Annotated in this window: 22 protein-coding genes; 7 read left to right on the top strand and 15 right to left on the bottom strand. The window is 67.2% G+C overall.

Features of this window, described 5'->3' with window-relative positions; all coding sequences use genetic code 11:
• The first annotated feature begins 28 nt into the window (after positions 1-28).
• From speE to BLU17_RS01105, 3 genes are all read left to right on the top strand, one after another.
• Positions 29-892 (top strand): polyamine aminopropyltransferase, encoded by an 864-nt coding sequence (gene speE / locus BLU17_RS01095; RefSeq protein ID WP_091993275.1) that lies wholly within the window; start codon positions 29-31, stop codon positions 890-892.
• A gap of 103 nt (positions 893-995) precedes the next feature.
• A complete protein-coding gene (locus BLU17_RS01100; RefSeq protein ID WP_091993277.1) occupies positions 996-1,409 on the top strand; it encodes a VOC family protein in 414 nt (137 codons plus the stop codon).
• A 19-nt stretch (positions 1,410-1,428) separates the two neighbouring features.
• On the top strand, positions 1,429-2,169 hold the full coding sequence (locus BLU17_RS01105) for a 16S rRNA (uracil(1498)-N(3))-methyltransferase (protein WP_091993280.1): 741 nt from the start codon (positions 1,429-1,431) through the stop codon (positions 2,167-2,169).
• Positions 2,170-2,263: 94 nt separating this feature from the next.
• Here BLU17_RS01105 and BLU17_RS01110 read toward each other — a convergent pair whose 3' ends face one another.
• The 3 genes from BLU17_RS01110 to BLU17_RS01120 all read right to left on the bottom strand — a co-directional run bounded on the left by BLU17_RS01110 (position 2,264) and on the right by BLU17_RS01120 (position 5,835).
• Positions 2,264-2,821 (bottom strand): barstar family protein, encoded by a 558-nt coding sequence (locus BLU17_RS01110; protein ID WP_091993283.1) that lies wholly within the window; start codon positions 2,819-2,821, stop codon positions 2,264-2,266.
• Between the two features lie 7 nt (positions 2,822-2,828).
• Positions 2,829-3,224 (bottom strand): ribonuclease, encoded by a 396-nt coding sequence (locus BLU17_RS01115; protein WP_245746680.1) that lies wholly within the window; start codon positions 3,222-3,224, stop codon positions 2,829-2,831.
• A 316-nt stretch (positions 3,225-3,540) separates the two neighbouring features.
• Complete coding sequence (locus tag BLU17_RS01120; protein ID WP_091993287.1) at positions 3,541-5,835, bottom strand: NADP-dependent malic enzyme; 2,295 nt, start codon at positions 5,833-5,835, stop codon at positions 3,541-3,543.
• A gap of 185 nt (positions 5,836-6,020) precedes the next feature.
• On the opposite strand from BLU17_RS01120, the gene thiL reads away from it, so the two are divergent.
• The 4 genes from thiL to BLU17_RS01140 all read left to right on the top strand — a co-directional run bounded on the left by thiL (position 6,021) and on the right by BLU17_RS01140 (position 8,745).
• Complete coding sequence (gene thiL, locus BLU17_RS01125; protein WP_091994161.1) at positions 6,021-7,028, top strand: thiamine-phosphate kinase; 1,008 nt, start codon at positions 6,021-6,023, stop codon at positions 7,026-7,028.
• Entirely contained in the window at positions 7,018-7,593 is a 576-nt protein-coding gene (locus tag BLU17_RS01130; protein ID WP_091993291.1) for a phosphatidylglycerophosphatase A family protein, read from the top strand. Before thiL ends, BLU17_RS01130 begins: the two co-directional genes overlap by 11 nt.
• A gap of 43 nt (positions 7,594-7,636) precedes the next feature.
• Positions 7,637-8,137, top strand: a complete 501-nt coding sequence (locus BLU17_RS01135) for a CinA family protein (RefSeq protein ID WP_091993294.1) — start codon at positions 7,637-7,639, stop codon at positions 8,135-8,137.
• A 65-nt stretch (positions 8,138-8,202) separates the two neighbouring features.
• A complete protein-coding gene (locus tag BLU17_RS01140) occupies positions 8,203-8,745 on the top strand; it encodes a cupin domain-containing protein (RefSeq protein ID WP_091993297.1) in 543 nt (180 codons plus the stop codon).
• 61 nt (positions 8,746-8,806) lie between these two features.
• Here BLU17_RS01140 and pyrF read toward each other — a convergent pair whose 3' ends face one another.
• From pyrF to BLU17_RS01200, 12 genes are all read right to left on the bottom strand, one after another.
• A complete protein-coding gene (gene pyrF / locus BLU17_RS01145; protein ID WP_091993299.1) occupies positions 8,807-9,622 on the bottom strand; it encodes an orotidine-5'-phosphate decarboxylase in 816 nt (271 codons plus the stop codon).
• A 201-nt stretch (positions 9,623-9,823) separates the two neighbouring features.
• Entirely contained in the window at positions 9,824-10,999 is a 1,176-nt protein-coding gene (locus BLU17_RS01150; protein WP_091993302.1) for an aldose 1-epimerase, read from the bottom strand.
• Between the two features lie 342 nt (positions 11,000-11,341).
• Entirely contained in the window at positions 11,342-12,256 is a 915-nt protein-coding gene (locus tag BLU17_RS01155; RefSeq protein ID WP_091993305.1) for an SMP-30/gluconolactonase/LRE family protein, read from the bottom strand.
• The gene (locus BLU17_RS01160) at positions 12,253-13,053 is read right to left on the bottom strand and encodes an SDR family NAD(P)-dependent oxidoreductase (protein WP_091993307.1); all 801 of its coding nucleotides are present in this window, start codon (positions 13,051-13,053) and stop codon (positions 12,253-12,255) included. Before BLU17_RS01160 ends, BLU17_RS01155 begins: the two co-directional genes overlap by 4 nt.
• Positions 13,054-13,089: 36 nt before the next feature.
• Positions 13,090-14,118: an L-arabinose ABC transporter permease AraH gene (gene araH, locus BLU17_RS01165; RefSeq protein WP_091993310.1), complete on the bottom strand. Its 1,029-nt coding sequence runs from the start codon at positions 14,116-14,118 to the stop codon at positions 13,090-13,092.
• 23 nt (positions 14,119-14,141) lie between these two features.
• A complete protein-coding gene (gene araG, locus BLU17_RS01170; RefSeq protein ID WP_091994163.1) occupies positions 14,142-15,653 on the bottom strand; it encodes an L-arabinose ABC transporter ATP-binding protein AraG in 1,512 nt (503 codons plus the stop codon).
• 101 nt (positions 15,654-15,754) lie between these two features.
• A complete protein-coding gene (locus BLU17_RS01175) occupies positions 15,755-16,756 on the bottom strand; it encodes an arabinose ABC transporter substrate-binding protein (protein WP_091993313.1) in 1,002 nt (333 codons plus the stop codon).
• Between the two features lie 117 nt (positions 16,757-16,873).
• Complete coding sequence (locus tag BLU17_RS01180) at positions 16,874-17,653, bottom strand: SDR family oxidoreductase (RefSeq protein ID WP_091993316.1); 780 nt, start codon at positions 17,651-17,653, stop codon at positions 16,874-16,876.
• The gene (locus tag BLU17_RS01185) at positions 17,650-18,327 is read right to left on the bottom strand and encodes a 2-dehydro-3-deoxy-6-phosphogalactonate aldolase (protein ID WP_091993319.1); all 678 of its coding nucleotides are present in this window, start codon (positions 18,325-18,327) and stop codon (positions 17,650-17,652) included. The genes BLU17_RS01180 and BLU17_RS01185 overlap by 4 nt, the downstream gene beginning before the upstream one ends.
• A gap of 62 nt (positions 18,328-18,389) precedes the next feature.
• Complete coding sequence (locus tag BLU17_RS01190; protein WP_091993322.1) at positions 18,390-19,412, bottom strand: 2-dehydro-3-deoxygalactonokinase; 1,023 nt, start codon at positions 19,410-19,412, stop codon at positions 18,390-18,392.
• On the bottom strand, positions 19,409-20,344 hold the full coding sequence (locus BLU17_RS01195; RefSeq protein WP_091993324.1) for an IclR family transcriptional regulator: 936 nt from the start codon (positions 20,342-20,344) through the stop codon (positions 19,409-19,411). Before BLU17_RS01195 ends, BLU17_RS01190 begins: the two co-directional genes overlap by 4 nt.
• A 474-nt stretch (positions 20,345-20,818) precedes the next feature.
• Positions 20,819-21,208 carry a RidA family protein gene (locus BLU17_RS01200; RefSeq protein ID WP_028209375.1) on the bottom strand — a complete coding sequence of 130 codons (390 nt, stop codon included), beginning with the start codon at positions 21,206-21,208 and terminating at the stop codon, positions 20,819-20,821.
• Positions 21,209-21,280 lie beyond the last annotated feature (72 nt).

The following is a 21,280-nucleotide window of genomic DNA, read 5'->3' on the forward strand; positions in this document are numbered from 1 at the left end:
CCGCGCCTCAGGACGCATCAGGACCTCCGTGACCGATTCGCTCCTTTTTCATCCCGCGCCCGACGCGCTATACGGCTTTCCGGGCGCACGCCGCCTCGCCGCCGCCGACACGGCGTGGCAGCGCATCGAGGTGTGGGATACGCCGCAGCTCGGCTGCCTCTTCACGCTGGACGGCCGCCCGATGACCGCCGCCGGCGACGAGTTCGTCTACCACGAGTGCATGACGCACCCGGCCGCGCTCACGCACCCTGCGCCACGCGCGGCGCTCGTGCTGGGCGGCGGCGACGGCGGCGCGGCGCGCCAGTTGCTGCGCCATCCGGACATCGGACGCATCGTCGTGGCGGAGCTGGACCCCGACGTGGTACGCCTGACGGGCAACTATCTTCCCGAAGTGCGCGGCGACGCCTTCGAAGACCCGCGAGTGGAGCTCGTGATCGGCGACGCGGCGGCGTTCGTCGCCTCGGCGCAGGAGCGTTTCGACCTCGTGGTGTTCGACCTCACCCCGCCGGATTCGCCGGCCGCCGGACTCTACACGCCGGCGTTCTACGCCGCGCTCAAGCGCGTGATGAGCGCCGACGCGCTCGTCACGCTGCACCTCGGCTCGCCGTTTCATCACCCGCAACGCGTCGGGGCGCTGCTCGCCGGGCTGCGCAAGGCCTTCGTCGTGGTGCGGCCGCTTGCCGCCTACGTGCCGCTCTACGGCTCGCTCTGGCTCATGGCGATCGCAAGCGACGCGCTCGACCCCGCCGCTGCCGATCCGGCCACGCTGCAGGCGCGCGCGGCCGAACGCGAACTGGAAGGTTTGCGCTATTACGACGCGCAGTTGCACGCGGCGCTCTTAAAAGCGCCATACGCCGCCCGCGATAAACTAGGCGAATTCCTGCAGCTTTAAGGGTCCTGTGCGCGAACAACGGCAGGACCCGAATGCTTTCTTCGCGCCCACGCCCCGAGCGGCCCCCGGCGCCTCATCCGAACCGCGAATCTGGAGAGACTCGATGACCCCACCCCGCCCCGCCGGCGTGCCGTGGCTGACACCGTATCTGACGGTGCGCGATGCGCGCGCCGCGCTGGCCTTTTACGAGGCGGCCTTCGGCTTCGCGGTGCGCGATAGCGTGGAGGACGACGGAGCGCTCATGCACGTGGAGATGACCTACCACGATCAGTTGATCGTCATGTTCGCGCCGGAGGGCGCTTTCGGTTCGACGGCGCGCACGCCCAAAAGCGCCCAGACCATCGCGCCGCAATCGTTTTATCTGTACGTCGACGATGTCGATGCGGTTCATGCGCGGGCGATCGAAGCTGGCGCCAAATCGCTGAGCGAGCCGCAGGATCAGTTCTGGGGAGACCGTTTCGCGCAGGTCGAAGACCTCGACGGTTACCGCTGGGCGCTTGCGCGCCACCTGTCCTGAATCAATGAGAAAGAGTCCCATGCCCCGTTTTTTCGTCGGCAGTTCACTGCAATCCGACGAGGTCGTCACCCTTCCCGAAGAGGTCACGCGCCATATCCAGGTGCTGCGCCTGCAGCGCGGCGACAGCATCGCGCTGTTCAACGGCCTTGGCGGCGAATACGGCGCCGAGATACTCGAAATGGAGCGCCGCGACACGCGGGTGCGCGTAGGCCAGCACCGCGACACCGAGGCCGAACCGCCTTACCGGCTCACCCTGGCGCAAGGTATTGCGGGCAGCGACAAGATGGACTGGCTGATCGAAAAGGCCGTCGAGCTGGGCGCGACGAAATTCGCGCCGCTCACCACGTCGCGCAGCGTCGTGCGCCTCTCGGGCGACCGTGCCGTGCGCCGCCAGGCGCACTGGCAGCGCATCGTGCAGGCCGCATGCGAACAGTGCGGGCGCAACCGCCTGCCCGAAGTCGCGCCCTCACGCGAAATTGTCGCCTGGCTCGGCTCCCTGCCCAGGCGCCCCGGCGAAGGCGAATTGCGCTTGCTGCTCTCGCCGCGCGCAAATGTCCCGTTCTCGACACTTCCGGCCGAGCCGCCCACGGGAGAAGTGACCGTGCTGATCGGGCCGGAAGGCGGGCTCTCGCCGTCCGAAGAAGCCGCTGCGCTCGACCAGGGCTTCATCGCCGTGGGGCTTGGGCCGCGTGTGCTGCGCACCGAAACGGCGGGCATCGCCGTGCTGGCGGCGCTCGCCGCGCGCTGGGGTGGCTGGTGAGCGTAGCGGAAGCAGCGGGTAAAAGTGACAAAGCCCGCCGGAAGGCGGGCTTGCGGTTTTCTGTCGCATACGCGCGACGCGGTGCCGGCAAACGTCAGGCGAACGAATAAAAAACCCGGAACGGCACCTTGCGTTCGGCCCAGTATTCCGACGCTTCGCGGAACACGTCGAGCAGCGTCTCGCGGCCGTCCTTGTCGAACTTCTGTGCGATCGGCAGTCCCTCGAGCACGATCACGAAACCCGGCTGCTCGCCGGCCTTCTGCACGAGATCGGTCAGACAGTCGTACAAACCATCGTAGTTCTTGCCGAAATGCTTCGGAAACAGAAACGATGTGGCAATAGTTTCGAGCACTTCCTGCCTGGTTTGCGCATTCGCGCAAAACGCGTAGAGGAAATGCTGCTGCAGCCGCTGGGCTTCGTCCGCGAGATCCTGAACGCGAAACGCCCGGATCGACTGGACAATATTCGGCCGCACGGTCGAAAACAGGCTCATGGCCCCCTCGTTCGATGAAAGCGCCGCCTCGCTCTGGCGCGCCTCGCTGTCTTGCTTCAACTGCATGACGCGCTGGAACAGGTTGCCCTCCCCGGACGCGAACAGATCGCTCGCGACCCGCGGGTCGTGCGCGTAAACGTTATCGCTCATACCGCTCATCCCGGTGTCAATCAATAATTCGCCTGAAACTGGCGTAGTGGTCGTCGGAGTAGTAACAATTGTCGGTCTGCTTGCGTGGGCCGCCGCATACGATGCGTTTCGCGCCGCGGTTGTGCGCGCCTCGCGTTGGCACGGTGTACTCGTGATAGTAGCCCCGCCGGTGCGGCGGCAATATCCGCTCGAAATTACCGAATACGACGCCGTCCTTCTCGTAAGGGAACGGGCCGCCCGCCGCGATCAGGCTCAACGTGTTGACCGCCTCGCGCGGCAATTCGTTGACCGAAATGCTGCCGACCGAAGTACCCGCCCCTTCCGGCAGGCTCGTACGCGCCTGCCCGCTGCCTGCCGCAAGTGCGACGATTGCGACGATTGCGACGAGCGCCACCGCCGCGGCGCGCCGCAAGCCCGACAAACTGCCGCCGAAACAATGGGTTAGACGAGGCGCCATCAACTGGTTCCCGCTTCTCGGGTTACGCGTTCGACGACCATGAAAGGTGTAAGGGTATCGCTAATGATGCCTGGAAGCAACGCTCACCAGGCGATGGCGATTTGGATTCAACCTCGGATGACGGTCAAGCGGGTAAATTTTACAACCCCGTTTTGCCGCCTAAAAACCGAACCGAAGGCCGACCTGAATGAAAAACGGCGCGCTCGCCAGGGAGCGCGCCGTTTTTCGGGTGAACGTCACACCGGCATTGCGGCGCGCTGCACGAGTCCGCTCAACGCGACGCGTTGACATCGGCGACGAGCAGCGCCGTCATGTTGACGATGCGGCGCACCGTGGCAGAAGCCGTCAGCACGTGCACGGGCCTGGCCGCGCCCAGCAGGATCGGCCCGATAGCGATATTGTTGCCGGCCGCAGTCTTGAGCAGATTGTACGAAATATTTGCCGCGTCGATGTTCGGCATGACGAGCAGATTCGCCTCGCCTTCGAGCGTCGACTCGGGCAAGACTTCCTTGCGCAGGTTCGCGTCGATTGCCACGTCGCCGTGCATTTCACCGTCCACGTCGAGGTCCGGCGCGCGCTCCTTGAGAATCTCGAGCAAATCGCGCATTTTCTGCGCGGAAGGCGCGTTGCTCGAACCGAAGTTCGAGTGCGAACAGAGCGCGATCTTCGGCTCGATACCGAAGCGGCGCACTTCCTCCGCGGCCATGATCGTGATTTCGGCGAGCTGCTCGGGCGTCGGGTCGACGTTCACGTGCGTGTCGACCACGAAAATCTGGCGATTCGGCAGCACAAGCGCGTTCATCGCCGCGTAGACGTTACAGCCTGGCTTCTTGCCGATCACCTGGTCGATGAAGTGCAGATGGCGGTGCGTCGTGCTGACGGTACCGCAGATCATGCCGTCGGCCTCGCCCTTCTCCACGAGCATCGAGCCGATCAGCGTGGTGCGGCGGCGCATTTCGAGCTTCGCCATCTGAGCCGTGATGCCCTTGCGCGCCATCAGCTTGGCGTAGCTCTGCCAGAATTCGCGGTAGCGCGGATCGTGGTCCGTATTGACGACCGAGTAGTCCTGGCCCGCGATGAGACGCAGGCCATAGCGCGCGATGCGCTGCTCGATCACCGCCGGACGGCCGATCAGGATCGGCTTGGCGAGCTTTTCGTCGACCGCGATCTGCACCGCGCGCAGGATGCGCTCCTCCTCGCCCTCGGCGAACACGATGCGCTTTTTCTCCGGCTCCACGGCGCGCGCGAGCTGGAAGATCGGCTTCATGGTCGTGCCGCTGTGATAGACGAACTGCTGGAGATGCTGCTCGTAGGCGTCCATGTCCTCGATCGGACGGGTCGCGACGCCCGAGTCCACGGCCGCCTGGGCCACGGCCGGCGCGATCTTCACGATCAGGCGCGGGTCGAAGGGCTTCGGAATCAGGTATTCAGCCCCGAATTGCAGATCCTGGATGCCGTAGGCCGCGGCCACGACATCGCTCTGCTCCTGGCGCGCCAGTTCCGCAATCGCGTTCACAGCCGCGATTTCCATCTCGCGCGTGATGGTGGTCGCGCCCACGTCGAGCGCGCCGCGGAAAATAAACGGGAAGCAGAGGACGTTGTTCACCTGGTTCGGGTAGTCCGTGCGGCCCGTGGCGAGCACGGCGTCCGGACGCACTTCGAGCGCGAGTTCCGGCAGGATTTCCGGCGTGGGGTTCGCGAGCGCGAGAATGAGCGGCTTCGCGGCCATTTGCCTGACCATGTCCTGCTTGAGCACGCCGCCCGCGGAAAGGCCGAGGAAAATGTCCGCGCCTTCGATCACCTCGCCGAGCGTACGCGCGTTGGTTTCGCGCGCGAAACGCTCCTTGACCGGGTCCATCAGCTCGACGCGGCCCTTGTAGACCACGCCCGCGAGGTCGGTCACGACGATGTTTTCGAGCGGCAGCCCAAGATCGACGAGCAGGTCCAGACACGCGAGCGCGGCCGCGCCGGCGCCCGAGGCGACGAGCTTCACGTCCTTGATGTCCTTGCCCACGACCTTCAGACCGTTCGTGAACGCGGCCGCCACCACGATGGCCGTGCCGTGCTGGTCGTCGTGGAAGACCGGAATTTTCATGCGCTTGCGCGCTTCGCGCTCGACAATGAAGCACTCCGGCGCCTTGATGTCTTCGAGATTGATGCCGCCGAAGGTCGGCTCGAGCGCGGCGATCACCTCGACGAGCTTGTGCGGGTCCGTTTCGTTGAGCTCGATGTCGAACACGTCGATGCCCGCGAACTTCTTGAAGAGCACCGCCTTGCCTTCCATCACGGGCTTCGAGGCGAGCGGCCCGATGTTGCCGAGGCCAAGTACCGCCGTGCCGTTCGACACGACGCCCACGAGGTTGCTGCGCGCCGTGAAGCGCGCGGCGTTGAGCGGATTCTCGACGATCGCCTCGCATGCGAACGCCACGCCCGGCGAGTACGCGAGCGAGAGATCGCGCTGGTTGATCATCTGCTTGGTCGGCGCAATCGCGATCTTTCCCGGCGTGGGGAACTCGTGATAATCGAGGGCGGCTTCGCGAAGCTTGGTCGTGGCGGGATTCGTCATGAGAGGCGGGGCGTTGGTGCAGATTAGAATAACAACTCGAACGCTGATTCGAAGGCATTGTAGCGCCAATCGTCGACGGCACTCCTCGCAATGCGGACGCGGCTGCCGCGACCGCAACGAGGGGAATGCCGCGCCTGCGCGCTCTTCGCCGCATCGGCTACGCCAATCGTCATAGACCTTACGTCATGCTTTCCGAGTTCTCCCTGATCGACCGATATTTCGCACGGCGCGCGCGCGCGAACACGCGCCGCGCCGCGCTCGGCATCGGCGACGACTGCGCGCTCATCGCGCCCGCCGCCGGCGAAATGCTGGCCGTTTCCACGGACATGCTGGTGGAAGGCCGCCACTTTTTCCCCGATATCGATCCGCATGCGCTCGGCCACAAGGCGCTCGCCGTCAATCTGTCGGACCTCGCCGCGATGGGCGCCCAGCCGCTGGGCTTCACGCTTGCGTTCGCGCTTCCCAGGCCCGAAGAGGACTGGCTCGCCGCCTTCAGCGCGGGCCTCTTCGAGCTGGCCGACCGCTTCGGCTGCGAGCTGATCGGCGGCGACACGACCGCCGGCCCCCTCAACCTGTGCCTGACGATATTCGGTTCGGTACCTCCAGGCGCGGCACTTCGGCGCGACGCCGCGCAGGCCGGCGACGACATCTGGATCTCTGGCACGCCCGGCGATGCGCGCGCGGGCCTCGGCATGATGCGCGGCGACTGGCCGATCAGGCAGATGACGCAGATGAGCGGGGAGGACGCCGCGCACTTGCGCCGCGCGCTCGAATACCCGGAGCCGCGCGTGGCGCTCGGGCTCGCGCTGCGCGGCGTCGCGCACGCGGCGCTCGACGTCTCGGACGGCCTTGCCGGCGACTTGCGCCACATTCTGCAGCGCTCGAACCTCGCAGCGACGATCGACGTGGACGCGCTGCCGCGCTCGCCCGCGCTCGCGCGCCTGCCGCGCGACGTGCAACTGCAATGCGCGCTCGCCGGCGGCGACGACTACGAGCTGTGCTTCACCGCGGCGCCGGCTCGACGCCAGGCGGTCGAGGCGGCGGCGCAACAGGCCGGCGCGCGCGTCACGCGCATCGGTACAATGAATTCCCTCACTTCGCCGCGAGCGGCCCCCGAGATCGCCTGGCGCGACGCCGCGGGCACGCCGCTCACCCTGACGTTGCAAGGTTTCGATCACTTCCATGCAGACTGACCGCACGCCCTCGCCCGCCGACAATCTCGCGCCGGCCGGGCACCCGGCAAGCCCGGCGCCCGGTCCGGCCGCGCCGGGCGGCCCGCGCCGCGCCGACGCGCCGTTCATGCTCACGCACCCGCTGCACGTCGTTTCGCTCGGCTTCGGCTCGGGCCTCTCGCGTCTCGCGCCCGGCACGGCCGGCACGCTGTTCGCGTGGGCCGCGTTCGAAGTCCTCAACCGCCACCTCACCGTGACCGAGTGGGGGCTGCTCATCGTCGTGGGCTTTTTTGCCGGTATCGGTATCACCGGGTTCACGGCGAGAAAGCTGCGCGTGGAAGACCCGTCGGCCATCGTCTGGGACGAGATCGTCGCGTTCTGGCTCGTGCTGCTCATGATCACGCCCGTCGATTTCGAAGGCCGGCTGTGGGCCTTCGTCATTTTCCGGTTCTTCGACATGGTGAAGCCGCCGCCCATCCGCTATTTCGACCGGCGCTTCAAAAGCGGCCTCGGCATCATGCTCGACGACATGGTCGCCGCGTTTTTCACGCTGCTCGTCATCGCACTCTGGCGCATGTCGGTTTAACCTCAACTGGCCGCCAGTTCGCCACTTCAACGGATTGTCCGCAATGCCTACCGATTCCGTCGTCCACCAACTCGCCATCCGCGTCGGCAACAAGCTGCGCGACGGGCGGCTCATGCTCGCCACCGCCGAGTCCTGCACCGGCGGCATGGTCGCCACCGCCATCACCGACATTTCGGGCAGCAGCGGCTGGTTCGAGCGCGGCTTCGTCACGTATTCGAATCAGGCGAAGTCCGAGATGATCGGCGTGCCGCCCGAGCTCATCGAAAAGCATGGCGCGGTGAGCGAGCCCGTCGCGCGCGCGATGGCCGAAGGCGCGCTGCGCAACAGCCGGGCACAAGTTTCGCTGGCCATCACCGGCGTTGCCGGTCCGGGCGGCGGCACGCCGGAGAAACCGGTCGGCATGGTGTCGTTCGGCTGGAGCAACCGGCTGCATACAAGCGTCGAGACGCTCGTCTTCAAGGGCGACCGCGAGCAGATCCGCGTGCAGGCCGCCGCGCACGCGCTGCGCGGGTTGCTTGCGCTCATCGACGAACAGGAACGCTAAAACTGGCCCTCGCCCCGTTCGAGCGCCGGACGGGACCGGCCGAAACCAGTACGGAGGCGCACGCCATGGCAACCGCGAACACCGCAGTCGAAGAGCTGATCCGCCGATTCGGGCTCGAACCGCACCCCGAAGGCGGCTACTACAGCGAGACCTATCGCGCCGACAAGCTGGTGCGCCGCGACGGCGCCGCGGATACCGAGGGCACGCGCGCGGCCTCGACGGCCATCTATTTCCTGCTCGCCGACGGCGCCTATTCGGCATGGCACCGCATTCGCTCCGACGAGCTCTGGCACTTCTACGCGGGTTCGCCCATCGAGATCCATTCGATCGACGAGCGCGGCGTGCTGTCCACGCGCAAGCTAGGCCATGCGCTGGATCATCCGGGCACGGTGTTCCAGGCCGTGGTGCCGGCTGGCCACTGGTTCGCGGCGCGCTGCTGCGATCCGTCCACCTATGCGCTGGTGGGCTGCACGGTCGCGCCGGGCTTCGAGTTCAGCGAGTTCGAGATCGCCGACGTCGAGGCGCTCGCGCAAAAGTATCCGCTGCATCGCTCGATCATCGAGCTGCTGCGCAAGCCGGCTTCGGTGGCGGCCGCCAAAAAGGATTGAGCCGCGCCGCCACGACGACAGGCGGCGGCAGCGCCGGCCGCCGGAACGACGCGTCGCCCGGTCAGCGATAGAGGTTGATGCGCTCGCGCGTTTCCCTGGCGGCCGTTGCGGCCGCCTGCGCGTAATCCTCGCCCTTGCTCGCGTAGATGATCGCGCGCGAGGAGTTGATGAGCATGCCCGTGCCGTTCGCGGTGCGGCCCGCCTTCACGGTGGCTTCGACGTCGCCGCCCTGCGCACCGATGCCCGGGATCAGCAGCGGCATGTCGCCCACGATCGCCCGGACGCTGGCGATTTCGTTCGGAAACGTCGCGCCCACGACGAGGCCGAGTTCGCCGCTCGCATTCCACTTTTGCGCCGCAAGCGAGGCCACGATCTGGTAGAGCGGCTTGCCGTCGACCGTCAGGAACTGCAGGTCCGAACCGCCGGGGTTCGACGTGCGGCACAGCACGATCACGCCCTTGCCCGCGTGCGCGAGCCACGGCTCGATAGAATCGAAGCCCATGTACGGATTGACCGTCACCGCGTCGGCCTTGAAGCGTTCGAACGCTTCGCGCGCGTACTGTTCGGCGGTGCTGCCGATGTCGCCGCGCTTGGCGTCGAGGATCACGGGCAGGCCCGGGTGCTTTTCGTGGATGTGCGCGATGAGCGCTTCGAGCTGGTCTTCCGCGCGCTGGGCCGCGAAGTAGGCGATCTGCGGCTTGTACGAGCATGCGTAGGGCGCGGTCGCGTCGACGATGTCGCGGCAGAACTCGAAAATCGCGTCGCTGCGGCCAGCCAGCGCGGCGGGAAATTTCGTCGGCTCGGGGTCGAGGCCCACGCACAGCAGCGAGCCGGTGCGCTGCCAGGCGGCGCCGAGGGTCTGGGTGAAGGAAGTCATGGTGGAGACTCGCGGTGAGCCGGTGTGGGAAACGGCGCGTATTTTACCCGGCCCGGGATACGGTCGCGGGATACGGTCGGGCCGCGCAGGTCGGGCCGCGCGAGTCGGGCCGCGATTACGGCAGCACGAGGTGCGCCCCCCGCCTGGCGGCGCCCCCGGAATCGGCCGGCGGATGAAACCGGCGCGAAGCGCCGGCGCGCCCTACGCCCGCGCGCGAGCGCCCTTGCCGCCGCGCGCGCCTGCCCGCCCGCGCGCTCCGGCGCGATGCGGGCTCGCCGCCGCGCGCATGTCCATGCGCTCGACGGTGAACGAGAAACGCCGCACGAGCCGCTCGCCGCGCGCGAGGACGGTCATGCCGTTCGCGTCGCCGCCGCCGCGCAGGTTGACCGCGTTGATCGGATGATCGACAGGCTCGAAGCAGAAGAAGTCCGCGCCGGGCGGCGTGTAGAGCACGTAGTAGTCGGTGTTGGCGCAGATCGAGAGCGAGAGGCGGCGGCGCTCCCACACCACGGCGGCGCGCCCGCTCCAGCCGCTGAATGCGTGGTTCACGAGCTGTTCGGGCAGCGGATACGCCACACCGAACTGCCAGGCGGGCGGCGCGGGCACGTGGCGCACGGGCAGCCAGTCCTCGCCCGAGAGCCATAGCCCGCTTGCGGGCGCGGAAAGCTCGGTGCTCGCGTCGCGCGCGAGGAACGGGTGCACGCCCAGTCCGAACGGCAGCGCATCGCGGCCCGTGTTCTCCACTTCGAGCGCGATCGCGAGCGTCGCGCCGTCCAGCGAATAAGTGAGCGCCGCGCGGTACGAATAGGGATCGCCGTCGCTGTGGTCGAATACGAGGCGCACGTTTTCGCGATCGGCGTTTTCGATGCTCCACGGCGCGAGCCAGCCGTCGCCGTGAATCGGCAACGGTTCGCTCGCGCGGTTACGCGGCACTTCGATATCGCGTCCGGCGAAGTGGAAACGGCCCGCGCCGATGCGATTCGAGTACGGCAGCAACGGGTAGCACGCGAGTTCGTTCGGGTCCATGCGTGCGCTCACGCGCTCGCAACGTCGGAACACGGGTTCGAGCGCGCCCTCGCTGCGCCAGTCGAAGCGCGTGATGCCGCCGCCAAGTTGCGGCGCGACGTCGAGCCTCAGATACGCGTTCGCGAGCGTCACGCAGGCCACGTCGCCGGTGCCCGCCGCGCCGATCGCAACAGCCGACGTGCTCGGCCCCGGCAGCACCGGATGCGTGGCGGCTTCGAGCCGCGCGCGCCGCGCGGCAGCGGGGGAGCCCGGCGATGCGGACGAAGCGGCGGCGCCCGGCAGCGAAGCCGCCACGCCGGGAGAGACGGTGGAACGGGTGGGTCGACGCACAGCGGAATTCGCGACGCTCATAAGATGCTCCTCGAGAGGCATGTTTGATTGCCGCCGCCCAAAGATCAAAGCACGGCGGCTCACCGGTGGCCTGCCGACGCCATGCGCTCGCTCGTCCGCCAGCTCGTGCATGGGCCTTCGGCCGCTTCTTGTGTTCGCCCTTCTATGGGTACTGGCAAAGCCGACTGCACACTATCGATCGACTGCATCTGTTGCCGAACTGCAACGGCTGTCCGTCCGTTTGGGCTGCGCGCTGCCTGCTGAAGATGGCGCGACAACCGCAAAGGCTCGCCGCGTCAACCGTCGGACGAATTTGCGCCGGTGCCATTCGAACAGCGGTCAATACAGCGGACTCCTGCATATTCAAGCGCGCCGGCGCCCCTGAAACCGCGGCTCTTCAAGGCCCCGGCGGCCGATTCGAACCGAGAACACGCCGCCCGCATGCGGCTCGCGCGCCAAGGCCTCCTCCTCCATGTCCTCGCGCGCGCTCGTGACATAAAGCGTGTCCAGCAGCGCACCGCCGAGCGTAACGCAGCTTGGCTGCGCTGTGGGAATTCTTACGCGCTCGGTTTCCACGCCATCGGCGCCATAGCGCACCACGCGCTCGCCGCCCCACTGGGCGTTCCAGAGGCCGCCTTCGGCATCGACGGTCGAGCCGTCCGGCACGCCGGTATCGTCGGCGAGCGCCGCGAACGTGCGCTCGTTTGCAATCGTTCCGTCCGCGCCGTAGTCGCACGCGCGAATCTCGCGCGTGGGCGAGTCGCAGTAATACATCGTCGATCCGTCCGGGCTGAACGCAATGCTGTTCGAGATCGCGGGCGCGGGCAGCGGCAGGCGTTCGAGCGTGAGATCGTGATTGAGCCGATAGAAGCCGCCGATCGCCTGCCTCGGTGTCGCCTCGTACTTCGTGCCGAACACGAACCGGCCCTGGCGGTCGCAACGTCCGTCGTTCAGTCGTGTCGGCACGCCTTGCTCGACTTCGACGATCGTTTCGATCGCGCCCGTCTCCAGGTCGAAGAATGCGAGCCGCGAGGCGAGGCCCAGCAGCAGCGTGCGCTCGTCCTCGCACAGCGCGAAACACGCAACGCGCTCGGGCAGCGCCCAGGTCATGGGCTTGCCGTCGCGCGCGTCATAGCGCGCGAGGCGCTGGTTCGAAATATCGACCCAGTAGAGCCGGCCGCTGCGCGCGCACCACGTTGCGCCTTCGCCCAGCGCGCATTTCGAGTGCACGAGCAGCTCGGCCACGGCTTCGTTCGAAGCGCCTTCGTTCGCGCTCATGCCCAGCCTCCGTCCACGACGATGTCCTGCGAAGTGATCATGCGGCTGTCGTCGGCCGCGAGAAAGAGCGCCATGCGCGCGAGATCCTCGGGCAGCAGCTCTGCGTCGATGCACTGGCCGCGCTTGATGCTTTCGCGTCCTTCGTCGGTGAGCCAGAGGCGGCGCTGCTTGTCGGTCATCACCCAGCCCGGCACGAGCGAATTCACGCGGATACCGTATGGCCCGAGGTCTTTCGCGAGCCCGCGCGTCAAGCCCTGCACGGCCGACTTGCTCATTACGTACACCGGATAGTCCGCGTTCTTGAGCATCCAGCTGATCGAGCCGAGGTTGATGATCGAGCCCGCGCGGGCCTTCTTCATGTCCTCGACCACGGCTTGAGCGGCGAACAGCTGGTGCCGCACGTTCACGGCGATGCCCGCGTCGAACGACGCCGGCGTGACTTCCGCCAGCGTGTGACGTCGGTCGTTCGCGGCGTTGTTCACGAGCACTTCGATCGGGCCGAGCGCCGCCTTCACGTCGGCGATGGCGGCGCGCAGGGCGTCGATATCGGTGAGATCGACGTCGGCGAAAAGCGGCTTGTGGCGCGAATCGCCGAGTTCGTCGGCGAGCGCCTGGCCCGCGCTCGCGTCGATGTCGAAGAACGCCACGCGCGCGCCCTGCGCGGCGAAGTGCTCGACGAACGACGCGCCGATGCCGGTCGCGCCGCCGGTGATCAGCACCACGCAGTCGACAAGGCTCGGATAGCGCGCGTAGTTTTCGTGCGCGTGGCGCGCGACGGCATTAGCGGGAGACGACATCGTATTGGGCTCCTGAAGAAACGTCCGGTTTCGTTCTCAATCGCGCGCGCCGCGATTCTTCAACTGGTCGAGCAGCACAGCCGCGAGCAGGATCGCGCCGCGCACGAGATATTGGTAGAACGCGTCGATGTTGAGCAGGTTCATGACGTTCTCGACCGTGCCCATGATGAGCACGCCGATCACCACGCCCGAGATCGTCGCGCGGCCGCCCAGCAGCGAGACGCCGCCCAGCACGCACGCCGAAATCACGTTCAGCTCGAAGCCTTCGGCCGCGTTCGGCTGGCCCGACGTGATGCGCGAGGCGAGAATCACGCCCGCGAGCGCCGTGACCGCGCCCTGGATCAGGAAGATCCACACGCGCGTGCGCTCGACCTTGATGCCGGCGAGGCGCGACGCCTCCGGATTGCCGCCGATGGCGAGCGTGTTGCGCCCGTACACCGTCTGGTTGAGCATCACGCCGAACACGATGAAGCACACGAGCGTGACCCAGATCGGCAGCTGCACGCCGAAGAACGAGGCCGTGCCCATGGCGATGAACGTATCCGACGACACGCCCACGGCCTGCCCATGCGAAACGATGAAGCCGAGGCCGCGCACGATCTCCATCGTGGCGAGCGTGGTAATCAGCGCGTTGATGCGCAGATAGGCGATCACCGCGCCGTTCACGAAACCGATGACGGCGCCCGCCGCCACGGCCGCGACGATGGCGACGAACGTGTTGTTCGTGGCGTTGAGCACCATCGCGCAGAGCACGCCCGCGAACGCGACCGTCGAGCCCACCGAGAGATCGAAGTCGCGCGAGGCGAGGCAGAACATCATCGTGCAGGCCACCATGCCGATCTGCGAAACCGACAGCGCGAGGCCGAGCATGTTCTCGATCGAGAAGAAGTGGTCGACGGTGAGCGACATCACGATGAACATGACCGCGAAGATCACGATCAGGCTGTACTCGGTGATCTGTTGCCACCACTTCTGCTTGTCGGTGGGACTCGGAATCAGGGCGTCGGCGACGCTCTTCGCCGCGCTGTTGGCGGCTTCCGCCGCCAGGTTTTCTCTTGCTTGCATTTCAGTCACTCCTCCCCGTCCACTCATGCGGCCCTGGCTTGCGCGCCCTGCGGCAGCGCGAGGTCGAGCACCGCGTGTTCGCTCGCCGCGCTGCGCGGCAACTCGCCCGAAATACGCCCTTCGCGCATCACCACGATGCGATCCGACACGCCGAGCACTTCCGGCAATTCCGACGACACCATCACGATCGCACAGCCGCGCGCGGCGAGCTGGTAGATCACGTTGTAGATTTCGTGCTTCGCCCCGACGTCGATGCCGCGCGTCGGCTCGTCGAGAATCACGACCTTCAGGTCGGGCTCCGCAAGCCAGCGCGAAAGAATCGCTTTCTGCTGATTGCCGCCCGAGAGGAAGCGGATTTTCTGGCGCCGGCTCGGCGTCTTGATCTTCAGGAGCTTGATGAAGCGATCGGCCGTTTCGGCTTCCTTCCTGCGGTCGAGGAACATGCCCGCGCGCAGGAAGTGCCGCCGGCAACTGATGTTGATGTTTTCCGAGACCGTTGCCATCGCGATGATGCCCTGTTCCTTGCGGTCCTCGGGGCACAGCACGATGCCATGGCGAATCGCGTCGCTCGCGCTCTTCACGCGGATCGTCTTGCCGTCCAGCTCGATCTCGCCCGCGCGCCGCTTGTGCGTGCCGTAGACGAGTTGCATGAGCTCGCTGCGCCCCGCGCCCACGAGCCCGAAGAAGCCGACGATCTCGCCCGCCTTCACCTCGAAGCTGGCCGCTTCGTTGAGCGGATGCCCCTCGACGCCGCGCGCCGCGAAGCGCACGCCGCCGTGCTCGCGCGGCGAATAGTTGTAGATGTCGCTGATCTCGCGGCCCACCATTTCGGCCACGAGCGTTTCACGCTTCACCGTTTCGAGCTTCTCGTGCGAGGCGACCTTGCGGCCGTCGCGAAAGATCGTGCAGGCGTTGCAGAGCTCGTAGATCTCGTCCATGCGGTGCGAGATATAGATGAGCGCGCGATTGTCGGCGCGCAGTTCGCGCACGAGCTTGAACAGCACCTCGGTCTCGCGGTGCGAAAGCGAGCTGGTGGGCTCGTCGAGCGCAATCACGCGCGCGTTGCGCAGGAGCGCCTTGCAGATTTCCACCATCTGGCGCTGTGCGATGGAGAGCTTGCGCAGCTTCGCGGCGGGATCGAGATCCACGCCCATGGCGGCAAGGCGCTCGCGCACGAACTTGCGCGCTTCGCCGCGCTTCACCCAGCCGAACGTATTGGGCAGCGCGCCGAGCAGCAGGTTTTCGGCCACGGTGAGATCGGGCACGTATTGCAGTTCCTGATGAATGACCGCGATGCCCGCGCCGATCGAAGCCGCCGCATCGGAGAAGTGCACCTCGTCGCCGTCCACCAGGATGCGGCCCGAGTCGGGCTGATACTCGCCGCCGAGTATCTTCAGGAGCGTGGACTTGCCCGCTCCGTTCTCGCCCATCAGGCCATGCACCTCGCCCGCATGCACGTCGAACGACACGCCGTCGAGCGCGCGCACGCCTGGGAACACCTTGCCGATATTGTCAAAACGCAGTGTCGCTGACACTTCGGTTTCCTCTCGTTCGATACGCCGCGAGCGGCCGTCGACACCTTCGGCCTTGTTGCCGCCCGCGGCGGGAAACACCTCAAACCACCTCTATCCAGCGCTTACTTCGAAGCGAGACCCATCTGCTGACGCACGTTCTCCACGTTGTCGCGCGTGGCCAGCATGCCCGTCGTGAGCGTGAGCTTCGGCGGCTCCTTGCCTTGCGTGATCCACGTGTACATCAGTTCCGAGGTTTCTTCGCCGTGACGCTTCGGGCTGATGATGACGGTGCCGTAGAAGCCGGTCGGCTGCGGCTTCTTGAATTCGTTCAGCGCCGAGTCCGAGCCGCCGATGCCGATGCCGATCATGTTGTCCGCCTTGAAGCCGCGGCCTTCCGCTGCGCGCACGGCGCCGAGCACGGCTTCGTCGTTCAGGCCGTAAGCCACCCAGTGCTTGAACTGCGGGTTCTTCGTGAGCGCGATATTGGCGGCGTTGAAGGCGTTTTCCGTGTCGGTCTTCGCCTGCGGCGCGGCGATGACGTTCGCTTTCGGGAAGCCCGCGGCCACGAGCGCGTCGGTCGCGCCGCTCGTGCGGTCATGCGCCGTCGGTAGCTGCTCGTAGGTCACGTCGATCGCGCCGACGTCCTTCATGTCCCAGCCGCGCTTCTTGATCTCGGCGGCAATGCCGTCGCCGACCTGCTTGCCGATGTTGTACGCCGAGATGCCCATGTGCGGCACCGCCTCGATCGGCTTGCCCGCGCCGTCGACGAGGCGGTCGTCCACCGTCATCATCTTGAGGTTGTCGGCCTTGGCCTTCGCAACGATGCCCGGTCCGAGCTTCACGTCGGGCGTGCAGATGATGAAGCCCTGCGCCTTTTGCGCCGCGAGGTTGTCGATCGCGCTCATCACCTTCTCGCCCGAGGGCGCGCCGATCTTCACGAGCGTGAAGCCCTTTTCCTTCGCGGCCATTTCCGCGAACTTCCATTCGTCCTGGAACCACGGCTCTTCGGGCTGCTTCACAAGGAAGCCGATCTTCACCTGGTCGGCGGCTTGCGTCACCGGCGCGTGGCACAGCACGGCGGTGGTGGCGGCGGCCAACAGCGTCATAAAGATGCGTCGTTGCATTTTGGTCAGTCTCCTGTCTTCTTCAGTCACGGGAAGTGTGTCGGCCGCCTCTTCTTTTGCCCGTCGAAAACGCGCGGCCAGCGCTTCGGCGGATTCCTGCGTAGTCTCGTCACCACCTCATTCGTGATGCAGCGCCGTGCGGCCTCCGTCGATCGTGATGCAGCTCGCGTTGATGAACGGCGCCTCGTCCGAGGCGAGGAACACCGCCGTCATCGCGACTTCCTCGGGGCGCCCGATGCGCTTCATCGGCGGCAAGTCGAGCGTGGCCTTGCGCGCGGCTTGCGGGTCGGGCTGCGCGTTCCACCAGTCGTGGGTGAGCTGCGTTTCGATATAGCCAGGCGCGATGGCGTTCACGCGCACGTTGTTCGGCGCGTACTCGATGCCGAGCGCGCGCGTGAGCCCGATCACGCCGTGTTTCGCCACCGGATACGGGAAGCAGCCCGGAATGATCTGGAACGCGTGCGTCGAAGCGATGTTGATGATGCTGCCCGCGCGTCGCTGGACCATGTCCGGCAGCACGGCGCGGCAGCCGTTCCACACGCCGTCCAGGTCGACGGCGAAGCAGCGGCGCCAGTCGTCGTCGGTCATCGTGAGCGGGTCCGCAAACACGTTGATGCCGGCGTTGTTCACGAGCACGCCGACGGGCCCGAACGCGCGTTGCGCCGCTTCCACGGCCGCGCGCACCGAGGCGGGCTGAGTCACGTCGGTTTGCACGGCGAGCGTTTGCGCGCCGCGCACGCCGTTCGCAATCTCGCGCGCCGTGGCCTCGGCGGCCGCACCGTCGAGCTCGGCGAGCACGACGGCCGCGCCCTCGGCGGCGAACGCCCGCGCGATCGCCGCGCCGATGCCGCGTCCGGCGCCGGTCACGAGGGCGACCTTGCCCGTCAGACGGTTCACTTTTGCGCTCCGGCCGTGGCTTTCCAGCCTTCGATGAAGGCGAGCGCGTTCGCGCGCGTGGCGGTCGCGTCCTGACCGGGCTTGTAGAGCGCGGAACCGAGGCCGAAGCCGCTTGCGCCCGCCGCCAGTTGCGGCCCCATGTTGTCGGGCTTCACGCCGCCCACGGGCAGGAGCGGCACCACCGGCGGAATCACGGCGCGCCATGCCTTCGTCACGGCCGGGCCTAGCTGCTCGGCAGGGAACATCTTGAGGGCGTCGGCGCCGTGCTCGAGCGCCGCGAACGCCTCGGTCGGCGTGGCGACGCCGGGCACGCACGCGAGTCCCTGCAGCTTCGCGGCGACGATCACGTCGATGTCGGCGTGCGGCATCACGATCAGCTCGCCGCCCGCGTTCCTCACGTCGCGCACGCGCCCGGGCGTGAGCACGGTGCCCGCGCCGATCATCGCGTCCTCGGGCAGCGCCTCGCGCAGCGCCGCGATGCTGTCGAGCGGCTGCGGCGAATTGAGCGGCACTTCGATGATCCGGAAACCCGCCTCATAAAGCGCGCGGCCATGCTCGGCGGCCTCGGCGGGCTTGATGCCGCGCACGATCGCGATCATGCGGCACTCGCCGAACGCAGTGACGAAGCCTTCATGCGGCATGTACGGGGCGGGCAGGTTCAGTTCGGGTTCCATATCTATCGGCTTCCTGTTGCTTCCTGTTGCTTCGTGTCGGTTCCATTCGGCGACGGTGGCGATCAGGCCTGCCGGGTGTCCTGGCGCGGCACGACGAGCCCGGCCTGCACGGCGATGCGCCACAGCCCTTGTTCCGTCGCGTGCAGCACGGGCCGCGCGTTGCCGCAGCCGAACGCGCGAAGCGCGAGACGGTAACGCTCGCACAGCGCTTCGGCGCCGATCAGTTGCGGCGCGCAGCCGGCGAGCGCCACGTCGCGCCGCGCGAGCGCCGCCTCGAGGCCCGCCAGCTCATGCCCGATCACGAGGCCCGACAGATAGTCGGGCTGCTCCTCGGCGGCAAGCTGGCCTGTGAGGCCGAGCGTGCGCGTGCTGAACGCCGTGGCGAGCAGGCCCACACAACCCTGCTCGCGCGCCACGCTTACGCCGCGCAGGAACGCGGCCGTATCGGGCTCGGCGGGATGCTTCATCGTGCGCCCGAGGATCGTATGCGCGCACAGCGCCGCGTAGACCTCGCCGGTCATGAAGGTGTAGAAGCGCGCGATGCGCTCGCCCTCCACGACCACCCACTTCGCATGCGTGCCCGGCAAGCCGATGAGCGACGTCTGCGGCGCGGCCTCGTCACGCGCTGCGCCCAACGCGCCGAAGATCTGCGTTTCCTCGCCGCGCATCACGTTCGGCAGCGCGCCGGGTTCGAGCACGCCGGGCACGACGGCCACGTCGGCGCCGCTTGCCGCGCGCACCCGAACGATGCCGGCCACCAGCGCCTGCGCGCTGGCAGGCGTTTCGACGTAGGGCGCCTGCACCCAGCCCTGGGCGCTGCCCACCATGCCCGCGGCGAGCACCGGGAGCGAAGGCGCTTCGCCGAGCCACAGGCCGCACGCTTCGTCGAAGGCGACGTCGAAGCCGCCCTCTTCGGCCGGCACCGGCAGGTTCATGATTCCCGCCGTCGAGACGCGCGTGTCGAGCACCTTGCCCGCCGCATCGAACAGGTACGCGCGCAGCGAGGTCGTGCCCCAGTCGAGCGCGATCAGCGCGGCTGCGCCGTCGCCGGGCGCGCCGGTTGCATCCTTCTCGCGCGGGGTCATCGGCGAATCCTGCGCGCGGCGGGCTGCGGCGCGCGCCAGCCGAGTTCCTGCGAAATCGCCCGCGCCTCGCGCTGCACGACCGGAATCAGTTCGTCCATGCGTTCGAGCGGCATGTAGGGGATCGTGCTCGCCACCGAAAGCGCCGCCACGATCGCGCCCGAGGCGTCGCGCACCGGCGCCGCCACGCAGCGGATCGAAATTTCGTTCTCCTCCAGATCGAACGTGTACCCGCCCGCGGAGTAAGTCGCCATGCGCTTGAGGAAGGTATCGGGTTCGAGACTGTGATCGGGCCGGAAGCTCACGCCCGCGAGCGTGCGGCGCGACGCGTCGAACAGCTCGCGCCATGTTTGCGGCGCGAGGTCGAGCATCATGGCCTTGCCGATACCCGTGGAAGCGAGCGGCATGCGGTGCCCGACGCGCGAACGCATTTCGAGCCCGCGCTGGCCCGGAATCTTGTCGATGTAGAGCACGTCGTCGCCGTCGCGCACGCCAAGGTGAATCGTGTCGAGCGTTTCGTCGGCGAGCGCCTGCAGATGCGCGCGGGCGACGGCCGTGAGCGGCATCTGTTCGAGCGCGATGGTGCCGAGTTCGATGAGCTTCGGCCCGAGCAGATAGCCGCCTTGCACCTGACGAAGGTAGCGCGCCTGCACGAGGCTCGAAACGAGCCGGTGCGTGGTGCTGCGCGTCGTGCCGAGCACGGCGCCGAACGAGCGCAGATCGCGCACGCCGGCGGCGGCCGCTTCGAGAATCGCGAGGCCGCGCAGGAGCGTCTGGGTGCCCGCCTGCTGCATGGAGCCGTCGAGCAGCGTGCTCGCGAGGCCGATTTCATCGGCGGCGGCGCGGGTTTTGGGCTGCGCCTGCGCGGAGGCCGCGGGCGCGACGGCCTCGTCGGGGAGGTTCGCGGCGAGGGTCGATGACATCGCTTTGTTCATGGCGAGTGCGATGAAGGAGACGGTCGGAGGCGCGTGCCGTCAAACGGCGCGCAAGCCCTGCTTCGGGAGACGGTCCGGGGCCGGGACGGCGAGCGCCGGTTGGACGTGTTGCGGCGGGCGGCGCGTGGCCGCGCAATGCGCAGGCTGAAGCATGGCGGACGTCTCCTTTGCGGTCCGGTTCGCTCCGCGTCTTGCGCGTGCGCCGGATTTATCTGGGTCTGCCGACGGTGTTTGCCGCACATGTGTGAGCGGCGGCCTGTCGGATGGAGTGGATTTTAGGCAGGTTTTTTCGAGTTTTCCAATATGTGATTGGGTCGCTCATATATTGGGAAATCAGGCGAAACGACGTGACCGGGCCAAATGCCTAAAGGGACGGAACCAGAGGCGCCGCACAAAAAGAAACGGCTGCCGATGACTTCGGCAGCCGCTTTCATCGACGCCTCATGAGACGTCGGCCCTGCTTGCGGCGCTCCCTTACTTCCCGGCCGGCGCCTTGTAAGCCACACAGTCGATCTCGACCTTGCAGTCCACCACCATGCTCGACTGCACGCAGGCCCGCGCGGGCGGATGCTCGCCGAAATACTCGCGAAACACCTTGTTGAACGACGTGAAGTCGCGCGCGTCGTCGAGCCACACGCCGCAGCGCACCACGTGTTCCGCGCCATAGCCCGCTTCTTTCAGGATCGCGAAAAGATTCTGGATGGCCTTGTGCGACTGCTCGACAATGCCGCCGTTGATCACCTCGCCGCCTTCCATCGGCGTCTGGCCCGAGACGTACAGCCAGCCGTCGGCTTGCACGGCGCGCGCGAACGGCAGATGCTGTCCGCCCTGGCCCTTGCCGCCTTCCGCTCCAATTCGTTTCATCGTTTGCTCCTTGAGATCGTGCGGCGCGCGTGGCTTTCGCAGCCATGCGCGCCGGGGGTCGAAATTGCGTGG

It is taken from the genome of Paraburkholderia lycopersici, from assembly GCF_900096975.1.
GTDB lineage: Bacteria > Pseudomonadota > Gammaproteobacteria > Burkholderiales > Burkholderiaceae > Paraburkholderia > Paraburkholderia lycopersici.

What these genes read in the sequence shown, in the direction of transcription:
- BLU17_RS01100 (WP_091993277.1), top strand. Translation starts at nt 996, where the DNA reads ATGACCCCACCCCGCCCCGCCGGCGTGCCGTGGCTGACACCGTATCTG.
- BLU17_RS01105 (WP_091993280.1), top strand. Translation starts at nt 1,429, where the DNA reads ATGCCCCGTTTTTTCGTCGGCAGTTCACTGCAATCCGACGAGGTCGTC.
- BLU17_RS01110 (WP_091993283.1), bottom strand. Translation starts at nt 2,821, where the DNA reads ATGAGCGGTATGAGCGATAACGTTTACGCGCACGACCCGCGGGTCGCG.
- BLU17_RS01120 (WP_091993287.1), bottom strand. Translation starts at nt 5,835, where the DNA reads ATGACGAATCCCGCCACGACCAAGCTTCGCGAAGCCGCCCTCGATTAT.
- thiL (WP_091994161.1), top strand. Translation starts at nt 6,021, where the DNA reads ATGCTTTCCGAGTTCTCCCTGATCGACCGATATTTCGCACGGCGCGCG.
- BLU17_RS01130 (WP_091993291.1), top strand. Translation starts at nt 7,018, where the DNA reads ATGCAGACTGACCGCACGCCCTCGCCCGCCGACAATCTCGCGCCGGCC.
- BLU17_RS01135 (WP_091993294.1), top strand. Translation starts at nt 7,637, where the DNA reads ATGCCTACCGATTCCGTCGTCCACCAACTCGCCATCCGCGTCGGCAAC.
- BLU17_RS01140 (WP_091993297.1), top strand. Translation starts at nt 8,203, where the DNA reads ATGGCAACCGCGAACACCGCAGTCGAAGAGCTGATCCGCCGATTCGGG.
- pyrF (WP_091993299.1), bottom strand. Translation starts at nt 9,622, where the DNA reads ATGACTTCCTTCACCCAGACCCTCGGCGCCGCCTGGCAGCGCACCGGC.
- BLU17_RS01150 (WP_091993302.1), bottom strand. Translation starts at nt 10,999, where the DNA reads ATGAGCGTCGCGAATTCCGCTGTGCGTCGACCCACCCGTTCCACCGTC.
- BLU17_RS01155 (WP_091993305.1), bottom strand. Translation starts at nt 12,256, where the DNA reads ATGAGCGCGAACGAAGGCGCTTCGAACGAAGCCGTGGCCGAGCTGCTC.
- BLU17_RS01160 (WP_091993307.1), bottom strand. Translation starts at nt 13,053, where the DNA reads ATGTCGTCTCCCGCTAATGCCGTCGCGCGCCACGCGCACGAAAACTAC.
- araH (WP_091993310.1), bottom strand. Translation starts at nt 14,118, where the DNA reads ATGCAAGCAAGAGAAAACCTGGCGGCGGAAGCCGCCAACAGCGCGGCG.
- BLU17_RS01175 (WP_091993313.1), bottom strand. Translation starts at nt 16,756, where the DNA reads ATGCAACGACGCATCTTTATGACGCTGTTGGCCGCCGCCACCACCGCC.
- BLU17_RS01185 (WP_091993319.1), bottom strand. Translation starts at nt 18,327, where the DNA reads ATGGAACCCGAACTGAACCTGCCCGCCCCGTACATGCCGCATGAAGGC.
- BLU17_RS01190 (WP_091993322.1), bottom strand. Translation starts at nt 19,412, where the DNA reads ATGACCCCGCGCGAGAAGGATGCAACCGGCGCGCCCGGCGACGGCGCA.
- BLU17_RS01195 (WP_091993324.1), bottom strand. Translation starts at nt 20,344, where the DNA reads ATGAACAAAGCGATGTCATCGACCCTCGCCGCGAACCTCCCCGACGAG.
- BLU17_RS01200 (WP_028209375.1), bottom strand. Translation starts at nt 21,208, where the DNA reads ATGAAACGAATTGGAGCGGAAGGCGGCAAGGGCCAGGGCGGACAGCAT.